The organism is Pantoea sp. Pa-EAmG, assembly GCF_030024295.1.
GTDB classification, from domain to species: domain Bacteria; phylum Pseudomonadota; class Gammaproteobacteria; order Enterobacterales; family Enterobacteriaceae; genus Pantoea; species Pantoea dispersa.
The window spans coordinates 26,800-41,696 of record NZ_JASEWO010000001.1; the positions used below are offsets into that span (position 1 = coordinate 26,800).

Annotated in this window: 14 protein-coding genes; 1 reads left to right on the forward strand and 13 read right to left on the reverse strand. The window is 59.5% G+C overall.

The window, feature by feature from the left end:
- Positions 1-4: 4 nt before the first annotated feature.
- Together QMM04_RS00110 and rluF are read right to left on the reverse strand one after the other, a co-directional pair.
- On the reverse strand, positions 5-991 hold the full coding sequence (locus QMM04_RS00110; RefSeq protein ID WP_021506015.1) for a sugar ABC transporter substrate-binding protein: 987 nt from the start codon (positions 989-991) through the stop codon (positions 5-7).
- A 265-nt stretch (positions 992-1,256) separates the two neighbouring features.
- Positions 1,257-2,138 carry a 23S rRNA pseudouridine(2604) synthase RluF gene (gene rluF, locus QMM04_RS00115; RefSeq protein ID WP_104092958.1) on the reverse strand — a complete coding sequence of 294 codons (882 nt, stop codon included), beginning with the start codon at positions 2,136-2,138 and terminating at the stop codon, positions 1,257-1,259.
- Positions 2,139-2,401: 263 nt separating this feature from the next.
- Between rluF and QMM04_RS00120 the strand changes: the two genes are divergently transcribed.
- Entirely contained in the window at positions 2,402-3,034 is a 633-nt protein-coding gene (locus QMM04_RS00120; protein ID WP_282995448.1) for an MmcQ/YjbR family DNA-binding protein, read from the forward strand.
- Here QMM04_RS00120 and QMM04_RS00125 read toward each other — a convergent pair.
- The 11 genes from QMM04_RS00125 to QMM04_RS00175 all read right to left on the reverse strand — a co-directional run bounded on the left by QMM04_RS00125 (position 3,018) and on the right by QMM04_RS00175 (position 14,880).
- A complete protein-coding gene (locus QMM04_RS00125) occupies positions 3,018-3,962 on the reverse strand; it encodes a metallophosphoesterase (protein ID WP_282995431.1) in 945 nt (314 codons plus the stop codon). The genes QMM04_RS00120 and QMM04_RS00125 overlap by 17 nt on opposite strands.
- A gap of 12 nt (positions 3,963-3,974) precedes the next feature.
- Entirely contained in the window at positions 3,975-4,793 is an 819-nt protein-coding gene (locus QMM04_RS00130; protein ID WP_282995432.1) for a carbohydrate ABC transporter permease, read from the reverse strand.
- Positions 4,790-5,701 carry a sugar ABC transporter permease gene (locus QMM04_RS00135; protein ID WP_059008859.1) on the reverse strand — a complete coding sequence of 304 codons (912 nt, stop codon included), beginning with the start codon at positions 5,699-5,701 and terminating at the stop codon, positions 4,790-4,792. The genes QMM04_RS00130 and QMM04_RS00135 overlap by 4 nt, the downstream gene beginning before the upstream one ends.
- 10 nt (positions 5,702-5,711) lie before the next feature.
- Entirely contained in the window at positions 5,712-6,989 is a 1,278-nt protein-coding gene (locus tag QMM04_RS00140) for an ABC transporter substrate-binding protein (RefSeq protein ID WP_282995433.1), read from the reverse strand.
- A 27-nt stretch (positions 6,990-7,016) separates the two neighbouring features.
- Positions 7,017-8,120, reverse strand: a complete 1,104-nt coding sequence (locus QMM04_RS00145) for an ABC transporter ATP-binding protein (protein ID WP_282995434.1) — start codon at positions 8,118-8,120, stop codon at positions 7,017-7,019.
- 156 nt (positions 8,121-8,276) lie between these two features.
- Positions 8,277-9,242: a sugar-binding transcriptional regulator gene (locus QMM04_RS00150; protein ID WP_021506007.1), complete on the reverse strand. Its 966-nt coding sequence runs from the start codon at positions 9,240-9,242 to the stop codon at positions 8,277-8,279.
- A gap of 108 nt (positions 9,243-9,350) precedes the next feature.
- Positions 9,351-10,208 (reverse strand): phosphogluconate dehydrogenase C-terminal domain-containing protein, encoded by an 858-nt coding sequence (locus tag QMM04_RS00155; RefSeq protein WP_021506006.1) that lies wholly within the window; start codon positions 10,206-10,208, stop codon positions 9,351-9,353.
- The gene (locus QMM04_RS00160; RefSeq protein WP_282995435.1) at positions 10,205-11,023 is read right to left on the reverse strand and encodes a TIM barrel protein; all 819 of its coding nucleotides are present in this window, start codon (positions 11,021-11,023) and stop codon (positions 10,205-10,207) included. Before QMM04_RS00160 ends, QMM04_RS00155 begins: the two co-directional genes overlap by 4 nt.
- The gene (locus tag QMM04_RS00165; protein WP_282995436.1) at positions 11,020-11,796 is read right to left on the reverse strand and encodes a triose-phosphate isomerase; all 777 of its coding nucleotides are present in this window, start codon (positions 11,794-11,796) and stop codon (positions 11,020-11,022) included. The genes QMM04_RS00160 and QMM04_RS00165 overlap by 4 nt, the downstream gene beginning before the upstream one ends.
- A gap of 2 nt (positions 11,797-11,798) precedes the next feature.
- On the reverse strand, positions 11,799-13,544 hold the full coding sequence (locus QMM04_RS00170) for a dihydroxyacetone kinase family protein (protein ID WP_104092963.1): 1,746 nt from the start codon (positions 13,542-13,544) through the stop codon (positions 11,799-11,801).
- Between the two features lies 1 nt (position 13,545).
- The gene (locus QMM04_RS00175) at positions 13,546-14,880 is read right to left on the reverse strand and encodes an MFS transporter (RefSeq protein WP_058769829.1); all 1,335 of its coding nucleotides are present in this window, start codon (positions 14,878-14,880) and stop codon (positions 13,546-13,548) included.
- Between the last annotated feature and the right edge of the window lie 17 nt (positions 14,881-14,897).

A 14,897-nucleotide genomic window follows, 5' to 3' on the forward strand; every position in this document is an offset into this window, starting at 1 on the left:
TGTTTTATTTACCATCGCTCTGGCCCAGCGTTTGCTGCGCCTGCGCCGCATTCTCTTTGGTGACCAGAATGGCCGGAACATAGGTGGCAGGCGGAAGTGAGCGATCGCCGGCAAGGTATTTCGCCACATTTTGTACCGCAGTCTGTCCGATCAGATAGGGTTGCTGCGCCACCACCGCCGCCGCGCTGGATTTCGGATCTTTCACCAGCGAGACCACGTCCGGGCTGCCGTCCACGGCGTAAGTTTTGATTTCACTGCGACCGGCAGCATCAACCGCCTGAGTGGCACCAATCTGCGGTACGTCCCATGCCGCCCAAATAGCCTGTACTGACCCTTGCGGATACTTGTTAAGCAGCTGACTAATCTGCGCATAGGCATCCTGCACGGTATTGGGAATTACGTCGCGCAGTTCGGGCTGAATGATTTTAATTTTCGGATACCATTTCAGCACGGCTTTTAACTGGTCATAGCGCATCGCCACCACCGGCACGCCATAAAAACCATTAAACACCAGAATATTGCCTTCGCCGCGCAGATCATTGACCAGTTTTAATGCCAGCTGCTCGCCAATATAAAAGTTATCGGAGGTCGTGACGTTAATACTGGATGGGCTGGCGGTATCCACGGTAAATAAGGGAATGCCGGCGTCGCGAATTTTTTTCAGCCAGGGTTCCAGCACTGAGGCGGTGCCCAGCGTTTCAATAATGGCATCCGGTTTTTGTGCAATCAGCGTTTGAATTTGCGCGATCTGCTGTGACTCTTTGCGTCCGCCATCCAGCGCGATAGGCGTGCCACCCAGCCGCTTTACTTCATCAATTTGTCCCTGATAGGCTTTCAGATCCCAGTAGTGATCGGTACCGGCCACGGTAATACCGATACGTTTACCGGCCAGTGAGGGAATGGATGCATCAGCGGCGCGAGCGTGCAGCGACAAGCCGGCGAGCAGCGATGCAGAGGCCAGTAATAGTCCGGCCAGACGGTGTTTATGCATTGTTTATATCCCTGGAAAAGGTTCAGCTAAATAAGGTGAGTGACGCCTGCTATTCGGCGTATAGCTGAAAATTATCACAGTCACTATTTATCCCTAATGCCATTTTCTCCTTTGGATATGCAGCGGATTTGCATATTGATTGCGTGAAAAAGCATGACCGGGCGCAGATATTCTGACGCCCGGTTATAAATAATAAAAATGTGGCTGGAATGAAGGCGTGCGGCGCTAAAGATACGTGATGGTCGCGGGCGCCGCGGGTGTGATTTTAACGCCCTTTTTTCTTGCGTCCCGGCTGGGTAAAGCGCTTGCGGTTCGCGCCCTGACCCGCTTTGTCACTCTGTTTCGGTGCGCTGACGGCCGGTTTTTTCGCGGCGGGCATCGCCGCTTTCTTCTTCGCCTGTGCCCGCTGCGTTTTTTGATCTTCTGACGACGAATCCTCAATCAGCTTAAACAGGTCGATCAGTTCATCGTCCGTCAGATCGCGCCACTCACCGAGCGGGATACCTTTCAGGCTCACGTTCATGATCCGCGTGCGCTCCAGCTTCGTCACTTCATAGCCAAAGTGTTTGGCCATGCGGCGAATCTGCCGGTTCAGTCCCTGCACCAGGATAATACGAAATACAAAGGTCGACTCCCGCTTCACTTTGCATTTTTTCGTCACTGTGCCGAGCATCGGTACGCCCGCCGCCATGCCGGCAATAAACTCATCGGTGATCGGCTTATCCACCGTGACCACGTACTCTTTTTCGTGATTGTTACCGGCGCGCAGGATTTTATTCACCAGATCGCCGTGATTGGTGAGGAAAATCAGCCCCTGCGAGTCTTTATCCAGCCGGCCAATCGGGAACACGCGCTTGCTGTGGTTAACGAAGTCACCAATGTTGTCACGCTCGCCCTCTTCCATGGTGGTGACAATGCCCACCGGCTTGTTGAGGGCGATTAATACCAGATCGTCTTCGTTGCGCGGTTCAATCAGCCGCCCGTTGACTTTGACCTCATCCCCGGCGAACACCTGCGCACCGACGCTGGCGCGTTTGCCGTTAATGAAAACGTTGCCTTGTTCGATGTAACGATCGGCGTCACGGCGCGAGCAGATTCCGCTCTCGCTGATGTATTTATTCAGGCGCGTGGATGAGTTGGGCAGCATGGTTCCTCCGAAAAAAAACGGACTATACAGCATGTGCGCGCGTTGCGTAAGGCTGGGTTAAGCGTCCGGTGGCGGTTGTTCTTTGCGGTGTGATATGGCGAAAAAGCGGTGCCGGGTGTCATAGCGATTTATGGCACATAAAAATCCCTCCTGTCGGTTAAAATAGCCCGCACGCCCCGATTAAACTCCGGGTATTGTGAACATCTCACCGTTAACCAGGCATGAAAATGTACAACGTAAATCATCTTTTCGTCAGCCGGGAAATGAATGTGAAAAAGCTGCTGGCTTACGGTTTTCGCAAGGATGGGCAGGATTACGGCTACCGCTGTGATGTGATGAATAAGCAGTTCACCCTGCAGGTAAACATCACTACTCAGGGTGACATTGCCGCCACCATTATCGATAAAGTCACAGGAGAAGATTACATTCTTCACCGTATTACTTCTGCCACCGGTGCCTTTGTAGGGCAGGTTCGTGAAGAACATGACGCTATCTTGCTGGATATCGCAGAAAAATGTTTCCCGCAGAAGCATTTCAAAACAGCGCAGGCCGATGCGATCGTGCAGCACTTAAAACAGCAGTATCAGACTGAGCTGGAATTCTTATGGCCGCGCTTTCCTGAAAACGCCATCTTTCGCCGCAAAGATAATCAAAAGTGGTTCGGCGCGCTGTTGACGATTCACAGCAGCAAGCTGGGCCGACCGGATGATAGTCTGATTGAAATCGTCAACATTAAAGTCTCGCCGCAGGCGATCGCTTCGCTGGTCGATGGCGAGGTTTATTTCCCGGGCTACCATATGAACAAAAAGCATTGGGTCACCCTGTGTCTGGATGGATCAGTCCCGACGGCCGAGGTTTTGTTGCGCATTGACAACAGTTTTAACCTGGCCGGCTAGCAATCGGCGCGGCACCGTATACCTCTTCGCGGCTGATTTCGCCGCCCCATCCCCGCAGCCGCAACGTCTCGCCCGTCAGTTCCACCACCGCAAAGGGCACGCGCGACGGGCCATCCAGCATCCCCTGCAGGGTTATAAACACGGTATCCGCGCGGCGATGATAGCCGCCACGGTGATCGTGGCCGGCAAAACAGGCGCGCACGCCATAGCGGCAGAACAGCGCTGCCAGCTGCGCACCGTTGAGCAGACTGTGGCTGTAGCCCGGTGCCAGCGGATAATGGCCGAACACCACCACCTGCTGGCCGCAGGCGCGGGCCTCAACAAGCTGCGTTTCCAGCCACGCCAGCTGCGTCGCGCCGACCGCGCCATTCCACGGCTGCGCCTGCGGTTGCTGGCGCGCCTGTAAATCAGCCAGCAGTGCGGCCGCGCGCTGGCGATCGTCGCCGTTGTGTTGATTGCAGTACAGGCTGATATCGTTGCCGTCATAGACAATAAAGCGCCAGCCCGGCAGCTGAAAAGCATAGTAACTTTTTGGCAGCGGCAGCGCGTCATCGAGGTGCTGCGCGATGGTCTGGGCGTCGTGATTCCCCAGCACCACGGCATGCGGATGGAGTAGCCGATCGTAGAGCGGCAGCAGCGTGGCATAGCTGTCCCAGTGGCGATCCACCAGATCGCCGAGCGTAACGACAAAATCCAGCGGCTGCTGATTGAGCGCGGTTATTGCCTGCGGCAGCTTATGCAGCGCATGGCGATAGTAGAGATTCGCCGCGACATCCGCCTCAACGTCAGCATATTGCGGATCGGCCAGCAGCCCGAAGCGCAGCGTGCCGTCGAGCGGTGCCGCGCGTAAATCCGGTAACTGATACAGCTCAGCGACATCACCCAGCCGCTGGCGTTGCGCTGCGGTTAGCGCACAGGCATATCCCATCTCTGGCTCTCCTTAGCGAATACCGGCACGCATGAATGACTGAATAAACTGCCGCTGGAACAGCAAAAACAGCAGCAGCAACGGCAAGGTGGTCATCAGCGTTGCTGCCCCAATCAGCGCCCACTGCACGCCCTGCTCCGGCGCGGAAAACAGCTGCAGCCCGACGGTTAACGGACGCACCTGAACCGAGTCGGTGATCACCAGCGGCCAGAGAAAATCGTTCCAGTGGAAGCTGATCGAGACCAGCGCGAATGCCACATAGATTGGCTTTGCCAGCGGAATGTAGATGTGGCGCAGAATGTAAAACCGGCTGGCTCCTTCAACGGTTGCCGCCTCTTCCAGTACCAGCGGAATGCTTTTGAATGTCTGCCGCAGCAGAAAGATGGCGAACGCCGAGGCAAAGTACGGCAGCGCAATGCCGGTCAGGGTATCGCGCAGCCCAAGCGCGCTAATGGTGCGGTAATTATTCAGAATCAGCACATCCGGGCTGATCATCAGCTGCAGCAGAATCAGCGCGAAGAGGAAACCGGAAAATTTCAGGCGGAACCGCACCAGTGCATAAGCGGCCAGCGTGGCCAGCACCAGCTGGACTACCACAATCATCAGCACCAGCAGCGTGGTATTGAGGAAGTAGCGGGCAAACGGTGCCGCGTGCCAGGCATTGATGAAGTTCTCCAGCGTCAGCGGTGCCAGCAGCGAAAAGTGCCCCTGTCCGGCGGCCGGATGAATGGCAATCCACAGCGCCACCAGGATCGGCAAGCTCCACAGCAGCGCGGCCAGCCAAATCAGCAGGTTGAGTGCAAAACCGCCCGGAGAGGATGCAGCTTTCATTGATAATGGGCTCGCTTATCCAGCAGATGAAATTTGATCAACGCAATCGATCCGAGGATCACCAGCAGCACCACCGTCATGGCCGACGCGGCTGGCATGTCCCAGAAACTGAACGCGGTACGATAGATATAAAACAGCAGCAGGCTACTGCTGTTGTTCGGGCCGCCGTTGGTCATGGCAATCACCTGATCGACAATGCGGAAGGCGTTCATCGAGGCGTTGATCAGCACAAACAGCGTGGTTGGCAGCAGTAGCGGCCACTGCACGCGGCGGAAAAAGTAACGGCGCGATGCGCCTTCAATGGCGGCGGCTTCGCTGAGGCGCGGATCGATCTGCTGCAGCGCGGCGAGATAAAAGATCATAAAAAAACCCGCCTCGCGCCATACCGAAACCGCCATCAGACAGTACAGCGTGGTATCCGGCTCGCCGAGCCAGTTGACCGCCGGTAGCGAAAACCATGCCAGCAGGCTATTCAGGATGCCAAGCTGCGGCGTATAGAAAAACAGCCACAGATTGGCGATGGCGATCATCGGCAGCAGCGACGGAATGAAGAAGGCCGCACGCACCAGTGCGTTGCCGCGCAGCCGACGATTGACCGCCAGCGCCATCAGCAGCGCCAGCGTCACCGCCAGTGGAATGGTGATCAGCGCATACAGCAGGTTATTCCACAGCGACTGCATAAAAATGTCGTCATCCAGCAGCGCGCGATAGTTATCCAGCCCGACAAAATGGGCCGGATGCGAAGCGCGCGCGGCGCTGAACAGGCTCTGCCACAGCGTGGCCAGCGCCGGATAATGAGTAAACAGCAGCAGGAAGCTGAGCGCGGGCAGCAGCAGCAAATAGCCGCTGAGCTGCAGTGTCCACCCGCGCGGGCGCAGCGTGGCGGCGCTGCCAGAGAATGAGCTCATCACGCGGCCGTCACTGATAATTTTTCAGCAGGCGGTCAGCCTGTTTCTGCGCATCGGCCAGCGCCTGGGCCGGGGTTTTGCTCTGCGTCACGGCTGCTTCAATGGCGTGATTGAGCGCGTCCTGAATCTGCACGCTGTTGTAGGTCGAGAGTTCCGGCTGAGCATATTTCAGCTGCTCACGCGCCACCAGTGCCTGAGGCACCTGCTGCACATAGGCTTTCATTGCCGCCGTGTCCCACGCTGCCGGCGAGGTGGCGACATAGCCGGTAGCGATACTCCAGCGCGCGGCCTGTTCCGGTGCGGTGACCCAGCGGATGAAGCGCATTGCCGCCGCCTGCTGCGCCGGTGAGGCGCTTTTAAACACGTACAGGTTGCCGCCACCGGTCGGGCTGCCGCGCTGGGTTTTCTCCGGCAGCATGGCGACGCCAAACGGGAAGGTCGCGTTGTCGTGCACGTTGGTCAGGTTGCCGGTGGTGGTGACCATCATGGCCGTTTTGCCGCTGATGAAATCCTGCGGCGTGGTGCCCCAGGCAATCGCACCCTTCGGCGAGACTTCCTCTTTCTGGCCGAGATCGGTCAGCCACTGCAGGGTTTCCACGTTGCCCGGCGTGTTGAAATACACGGCGTTGCCCTTGCCGTTATCCAGCCGTCCGCCATTGGTGGCAGCCAGCCCCTGGAAATTCCAGTAGCCGTTCGGCGTGGAAGGGATTTCAATGCCCCACTGGCTGACGCCGCTGGCCTGTTTCAGCGTTAGTTTTTTGCTGAATGCCACCACCTGCTGCCAGGTGGCGGGCGGTGTATTCGGATCGAGACCGGCTTTCTCAAAGGCCTGTTTGTTCCAGTACATCACCACGGTTGAGCGCTGAAAAGGCACGCCCCACACTTTGCCCTCAATGCGACGCAGAAAGGTCGGATAAAAGCTGTCGATCCACTGTTTGCCCTCTTCACCCGGGGCTAAATCGCTGGCGGCGACGATGGCACCGGCATCCATCAGCGACCAGGCTTCAATATCGCCCATCACCGCCAGTTGCGGTGCGTTACCGCCGCGAAACGCCGTCAGCGCTTTGGTCACGGTGGTGGCGTAATCGCCGGTGTAGACCGGCTGAATGCTGATCTCAGGGTGCTGTTTTTCAAAATCCGCCACCAGGGCTTCCACGGTGTGGCTGACTTTACCGCCGACCGCAATCGGATAGTACATCTGTAACTTCACCGGCTCAGCAGCAAACACTGACGCGGAGGCACACAGCATAACGACACAAGCCAGAGGCGAGAAACGGATCGCAGACATGATTTTCCCTTGAATAAACGACAACGGTTAAACAGCGTATTTTTTCTCAGCCAGCAACATCGGGTGTTCAGCAGCGACACAGCGCTGACCGCTGGTGGTGGAAAACAGGTATTGCCGGCTGGTGGACCACTGCAGGCCGACCAGGCTGTCATCCGTGAAGCGCTGCAGGCCGGGCACTTTGACGGTCAGTGATTCCGTGATGCCGGGCACCCGACAGACCAGCAGCGTATCCGCGCCCATGTATTCGTAGCTCACTACCCGCGCACTCAGCGCGGCCTGCTGTGGGGCGACCAGCTGGATATCCTCCGCGCGCAGGCCCAGGCTCAGCGCCGTTTCGCCGGCATAGCTCAGCAGCGGTGTGCTGAGATGGCTGAGGTAGTGATGCGCGCCTTTGCTGTGCAGTGGCAGGATATTCATTGGCGGTGCGCCAATAAACTGCGCGGCAAAACAGCTCGCCGGCTGGTTGTAGAGCTGGTCTGGCGTGCCGTGTTGCTCAATGCGGCCATCGTTGAGCAGAATGATGTGATCGGCCATGCTCATCGCTTCGGTCTGATCGTGGGTGACGTACAGCATGGTCAGCCCGAGCTGCTTTTGTAGCGCGCGGATTTCGCGCCGCATGCTCTGACGCAATTTGGCATCCAGGTTGGATAACGGCTCATCCATCAGGCACAGCGTATTGTTGGCGATCACCGCCCTGCCCAGCGCCACGCGCTGCTGCTGGCCGCCGGAGAGCTGTGAAGGCAGGCGCGCCAGCAGCGGTTCCAGCTCAAGCAGTGCGCTGACCTGCGCCAGCCGGGCGGCAAACTGTTGCTTATCTTCACCGCGCGCCTTCAGGCCAAACAGCAGGTTCTCCCGCACGCTCAGGTGAGGAAACAGCGCGTAAGACTGAAACACCATCGACAGCTTGCGCTGCGCCGGTGGCAGAGGCGTGACGTCGGTGTGATTGAAATAAATGCGGCCGCTGTCGGCCGTTTCCAGCCCGGCGAGGGTGCGCAACAGCGTCGATTTACCGCAGCCGGAAGGCCCCAGCAGTGCGACGAAACTGCCTTGCGCCACGTCGAAGCTGATATCCTGCAGCGCGATTTTATCGCCCCAGGTTTTGGTGATGTGTTGCAGCGAGAGATGGCTCATGCATCCGCAGTCCTGAAATCAGAATGGCGGTAAGCTAGCTGAGGCGGATGAAAGATTTATGGCGCTGACGTGACGGTTGGGTGATGGACGGCGACCTGGCGCAGCATCCCCCTCACCCGGCACGCCCGCAGGCCGCGCCGGGCAGGCGTTTATGCGTTACTGCGACATGCTCAGAATGGTGCGGATGTTCTGCGCCGTGGTGGCAATGATGTCGATAGCGCCGGTACGCAGCGCGCCGAGGATCGCCATGGCTTTGGTGTTTTCAGCGGCAATGGCAATCACGCAGGGAATTTTACGCAGCTCGTCGATACTCAGGCCAATTACCCGGTCGTTCATCACCGTATCCACGTGCTGGCCCTGAGCATTAAAAAAATCATAGCCGGCCACATCACCGGTCACGCCCTGATTGACGCTGGCATCAATGATCTCATGCGGTGTGAACCAGCCGAGCTTCACCATATAGCTGTTTTCGTTCATGTCGCCGATGCCCACCAGTGCCACATCCGCTTTGCGCGCGCGGTCGAGCGTCTCTTTGATGGTGCCGTTTTGCATGAAAGCGTCACGCAGCGCCCGGTTTTCGACGTAAGCCGGGGCGTACAGGGTTTCGCTGATGCCGCCAAACTTTTTGGCCAGCCGGCGACTGATGTGGTCCGCGTTGATGGCATCCCCCGGACGATGGGTGCCGCCGATGCCGCTGATAAACAGGCAGTTGCGCGTCGGCACCTGACCGGGATAATCAGCGACGGCCGCCACGTTGCGCCCCTGGCCCACGGCGACAATGGCGTTGTCTTTCAGCGACTGCGCGAGATGCGCCGACACCAGCGCCGCCACCTGACGCCGCTGCTCGTCGCTGTCTGGCGAATCGAGGGCAATCAGCGCGCGCTGCAAATGGGGAAAGCGCGTCTGCAACTGCTGTTCCAGCCGCGTACTGAACACCGGATGGTAGCGCACATTAATCTCGACGATGCCCTCTTCACGCGCGCGTTTCAGCAGTCGCCCCACCTTGATACGGGAAATCCCAAACTTACGCGCAATCTCCTCCTGGGTGATTTCGTCCTGATAGTAAGCCACTGCAATTTCTGTCAGCAGCTCGGAGTCCTGAGAAAGCGTGTTTTTTTCCATCCGTTACCTGTCTTGTATCGTCGTGCGGAGTGCTCAGCAGGGAGTTATATCATTGATGCGACTCGCTTCGCCAGCCAGCAACGCAGCGAGTCGCCGCTGCTGTCACGCTTAACGCTGAATGGCGTCAATTTTCAGCATGCGGGCAATAACCTTATCCAGCTCTTGCTGGTCGAAGATCTGTTTCCAGTCCGGTTTGATGATCTTCTCGCGGCCATACTCCATGGCGATCATGCAGGCATCCGAGAACGGGTTGGTGGCGCGGAAAGCCACCGCCAGCGCAATCTGAATATGGCCGTACAGCATGGCCTTCGCTGCCTCTTCCGGGACGCCGCTGTGTTTCACCGTTTCATCCAGCGCCTCTTTCATGAAGGCACCGACCATGCAGGCGACGGTTTCGACCAGCGTCGGCTCCAGATACGCCAGTTGCGTCACCGTGACCCAGTGCACCTGATCAACCGGGCCGTACATCACGCTAATCACCTTACTCAGCTCTGCCTTCTGTTCAGCGCTGCCGCTTTCCCAGGCTGCCGCGACGTGCTGAACGGCAGCGACGCCACCAAACGCATCGGCGTGCTCCTCTTTGGTGTAACGGGCAAGAAATACCGACGGATGGCACGGGTGCGCGACTGCGTATTCGATGCCGTCACGTTGGGCGATCAGGTTGGCGTAGGCCGCGGCCGGATCGAGCGTCAGCAGCACCGCACCGCTTTGCATCTGTGGCACCACGCTTTGCGAGACTTTGCCCAGTACGATATCCGGCACGGCGAGGATCACCACGTCACTCAGCGGCACCACCGACGCGGCATCCGACAGCTCGCGTCCCTGTGCAATCACCTGCTGCTGCGCCTGCGGTGAATTCTCGCAGTAAAACACCTGATAAGCGCTGTGCTGCAAATTAGCGGAAATACGCATGCCCATTTTGCCGCCTGCGCCGATCACGGTGATGGTTTTCAATGCCTTGCTCATGTTAACGACTCCTGATCTTGTTTACTGCGTAGGAATTCAACGGCGCGGCGGGTCCATTCGGCTTCCCGCGCGCAGGTCTGCGCGGCATCGTCCTGCCACGGCAACCAGTGTTCGATGATTTGGTTGATGTCGCGATCGGCCGGCCGCACGCTGGCGATCAGCCGGTCATAATCCAGCTTCCCTTCGCCCATCGGACAGCCGGCCAGGGTAAAACCGACCCAGCCGGCACGGCGGGTAAAGGCGTAATCTTTGATGTGCAGATTGCCGACGCGCGCAGCGGTATTGGCGATCACCTGCTCCTGCAGTTCCAGTCCGGCGACGCAGTTGGCCGGATCGAGACAGACGCACAGCCACGGCGAGAGAAAGCGGTTGATCACCGACATCATCGCCGCGCTGCTGACCTGCTCGTAGGTTTCCAGGCACAGCCGCACCTGCTGGCGGGCAAAATCCGGCAGCACGGCAGCGATCAGATTGGCCGCTTCATCCAGCGATGGCCGGTGATCGGCGGTGTTGAACATTGAGCGCACCACGCGCGCGTCGAGAATAGCGGCGATATGCAGATAGCGGCGCAGATGCGCGCTGCCGAGACCACGCGTGCCCAGCTCCAGCGTGATGCCAAGCGCATCCGCCTGCTGACGCAGCGCCAGCAGCTGTTCATCTGACCACTGCTCAATCGCCGGGTAGTCGCAAATCTGAAATACCGACACGTCGAGATCGGCGGTGTGCTGCAGCATCTGCGCCAGCGTGAGCGGCTGTGGCACCTGGGGCGACATGCGCCAGAAAAACGCATAGGTACTGAGTCCGATGCGGCTCATGACGGCAGCTCCTCAGCCAGCGCACTGGCTTCCTGCACGATTTGCGCCAGCGCCTGCGGATCGTGGGCAAAGCGGCCGAGGAACAGGCCGTTGACGTCGTCGCCGAGGCGCTGAATCAGACCCGGCCCGGCGCTGCCGCCGTAAATCACCCGCAGCTTGATGCCGTCTGGCGTCGTCAGCTGCTGTAGCCCGCTGCACACCGCGCGGATGTAGCTGTCCGGCGCCGGCTGCGGTGCGCCAATGGCCCACTGCGGTTCGTAAGCAAACAACACTTCTCCGTGCAGATTGTGCTGTACTGCCTCCGCCAGCGCCTCCTGCAGCTGCTGCTGGCACAGCGCAATCGCCTGCTCAGGCGTGCCCTGCTGCGGTTCACCGATGCACAGCACCGGGGTCAGGCGATAACGCAGCGCCATCGCCACTTTGGCGGCAATCTGCGTTTTATCTTCATGAAAATGGCGACGGCGTTCGGCGTGACCGATCTCCGCCAGTGAGCACCCCAGCTCCTGCAGCATGCTGGCGCTGACCTCACCGGTCCAGGCGCCGTTTTCCGCCTGACACACGTCCTGCGCGCCGACGCGCACCGGCGTGCCGGCAAAGATCTCCGTTACCGCCGGGATGGCCGGATAAGCGGGCAGCACAAACAGCCCGACATCACCGCGCTGCACTGCCGGATGCTGCGCCAGCGTCGCAACCTCGCGACACCACGCCAGCGTTTGCTGATAGCCGAAATACATTTTCAGGCTGACGCCAAGCCAGATTTTAGGCTGAGCCATAATTACGCTCCCTGTTCAGATGCACTGTGTTCTTTTAACAGATTGCCAACGGTGTTGACGATCATCGCCAGTGAAACCGCACCGGCGTCCGGCGTGCCAACGCTTTTTTCAGCCAGCGGCCGCGCACGCCCCACTTTCGGTACCAGCTGTGCGGTGGCCTGCGCGGCCTGCTCCGCCACCGCTGCCGCACGTAACCAGGCTTCGGTGAGTGATGCGCCCTGCGCGACCGCAGCGCTCAGCGTGTCGCTAAACGGAACCAGCACGTCAACCATGGTTTTATCACCGACGCGCGCTTTGCCGAAGTGCATAATGCCCTCTTTGGCATCCCGGACGCCGGCAGCGACGCGTGGTGCATCCGCTGCCGCGCTGTCGCCCAGCGCGGTGCCGAGCGCGGTCAGTGCCACGCCCCACAGTGCCCCGGACGTGCCGCCCGCTTTATCCGCCCAGGCATCGGCGGCGCGACACAGCAGACTGCCAGCGCCGGCGCCACGCGCGGCCACCTTACGCGCCTTTTCTACCGCGCCGAGTACGCCGCGCTCCATACCAATGCCGTGATCGCCGTCGCCCGCTACCGCATCAATGTCGCCCAGCTGGCCGGCATGACGCTGAATCATCACCGCCACCGCTTCCAGCAGTTCAAGAACGCGCCGGGCGCTGTGTTGTGATGTGGTGCTGGCCTGCGGTAACGCCTCTTCACGGATCTCTTCGCACTCGGCGGCGCTGAGCGGTTCGGCAATCAGGACGCTGCCTTTGCGGTAGGCCGGCGTATTGGCCGGCGCGCGCCACAGCGTTTCCAGTTCATCATCGAGCCACATCAGCGTCAGCGAGACGCCTGCCATGTTAAAACTGGTGACGAATTCGCCGACATCCGGCTCCACCACCTGCAACTGCGCCGCCGACAGCAGCTGGGCGATGCGGCGATACACCACAAACAGCTCTTCATACTTGACTGAACCGAGACCGTTGAGGATTACCGCCACGCGCTGTCCCGCCACCTGCGCCACATCCGCTGGCCGCTCACTCAGCAGCCGGTCGACAAAGATTTCTGCCAGCTCGTCGGCGCGCGGCACCGCCGTTTCGCTGATGCCCGGCTCACCGTGGATGCCCAGCCCGAGCGCCATGCGCCCTTTCTCTACCTCAAACAGCGGATGCGCAGCGCCCGGCAGCGTACAGCCGGAAAATGCCACGCCGAAGGTGCGGGTGCGATCGTTGGCGTGCTGCGCTTTTTTCAGCACCGTAGCCAGATCGTCTCCCGCTTCTGCCGCGGCCGCAGCCACTTTAAACACACACAGATCGCCGGCGACGCCGCGTCGCTTCATACGCTCATCGTGGCTGGCGCTGGACACATCATCCGTTACCGCCAGCACCTCACAGGCAATACCTTCAGCGCGCAGCCGCTCGCACGCCTGACCAAAATGCAGCACGTCACCGGCATAGTTTCCAAACAGCAACAGCACACCCGCGCCGTTATGCGCCGCGCGCGCGACGTTATAGATTTGCTGCGCCGACGGCGAAGCGAACAGATTGCCCATTGCCGCCCCGTGCGCCAGGCCCTGGCCGACCAATCCGGCAAAGGCGGGATAGTGACCGGAACCGCCACCGACAATCACCGCCACGGTATCCGGCTGGCTGCGCGTGCTGCGCACCACACCACCGCTCACCTGGCGTACTTTATCGGCGTTGGCGGCCACAAAGCCTTCGATCAGTTCCGCGGCAAACGCGGATGGCTGGTTAAACAGGTACGTCATGTTATTGCTCCTGTACAAATGAGGCTGGCAGAGGCTGCGCGCGACGGCGATTGAGAAACAGCATCAATACAGCGGAGAGCAGCATAAAACCGCCGACCACGAACATCGGTAACACATAACTGTGAGTGGCATCATGCAGTGCGCCGGTGATGTAACCGGCGGAAAAACCCGCCACGTTGCCCAGGGTGTTAATCAGCGCAATCGCCGCCGCTGCCGATGCGCCGGTCAGGAACTGCGTTGGCAGCGTCCAGAAATTGGGCAATGCGGCGAAGATGGCGCTGGCCGTTACGGCGATCACCAGGATGGTGGTAAACGGTGAATCCATGTAGAGCGCCAGCGGTACGCTGACGCCACCCGCGACCGCAGGAATCGCGATGTGCCAGGTTTTACAGCCACGCCGCGCGGCATCCCGCGACCAGAAAAACATCACGACGGCGGCGATCAGGTACGGCACGCCGGTGATCAGCCCTTTCTGCATCACGTTGAAGGTGGTGCCAAACTGCTGCTGGAAGCCGGCGATAATGGTTGGCAGGAAGAACGCCAGCGCGTACAGGCCGTAAATAAAGCCGAAGTAGATCAGGCACAGCATCCACACGCGGCTGTTGCCCATCACCGAACGCACGCTGTGCGGGTGCTGTCCCTGCTTGTGCTGATGTTCCGCTTCCAGTTCGGCTATCAACCAGTTTTTCTCGTCGTCATTCAGCCACTTCGCCTGACGCGGCGAGTCCACCAGCCAGAACAGCGCCACAATCCCGATGAGGATCGCCGGCAGCGATACGCCCATAAACATTACGCGCCAGCCCTCCAGGCCAAACAGGCCGTGCTGCTCAATCAGCGAGGCAGCCAGCGGTGCGCCAAATACCACCGTCAGCGGTTGTGCCAGGTAGAACAGCGAGAGAATTTTGCTGCGGTGGCGCGCCGGCACCCACAGGCTGAGATAAAGGATGGCGCCCGGGAAGAAACCGGCCTCGGCAATCCCCAGCAGCAGGCGCAGCGTGTACAGCCCTTCGACACTGCTGACCCAGGTAAACAGCAGCGAGACGATGCCCCAGCTGATCATGATGCGCGCCAGCCAGCGCCGCGCGCCGAACTTATGCAGCGCCAGGTTGCTGGGCACTTCCAGCAGGATGTAACCAATAAAGAAGATGCCGGAGGCGAGACCAAACTGCAGCGCACTGAGGCCGAGGTCCTGCGTCATGCCGTTTGGGCCGGCAAAGGAAATGGCGGTGCGATCGAGGAAGTTGATAAAGAACATCAGCGCCACAAACGGTACCAGGCGCCAGGAGATTTTGCGGATTGCGGTCTGCTCAACCGCGCTGACAGCAGACTGATTCATAACGCACCTCCGAAACG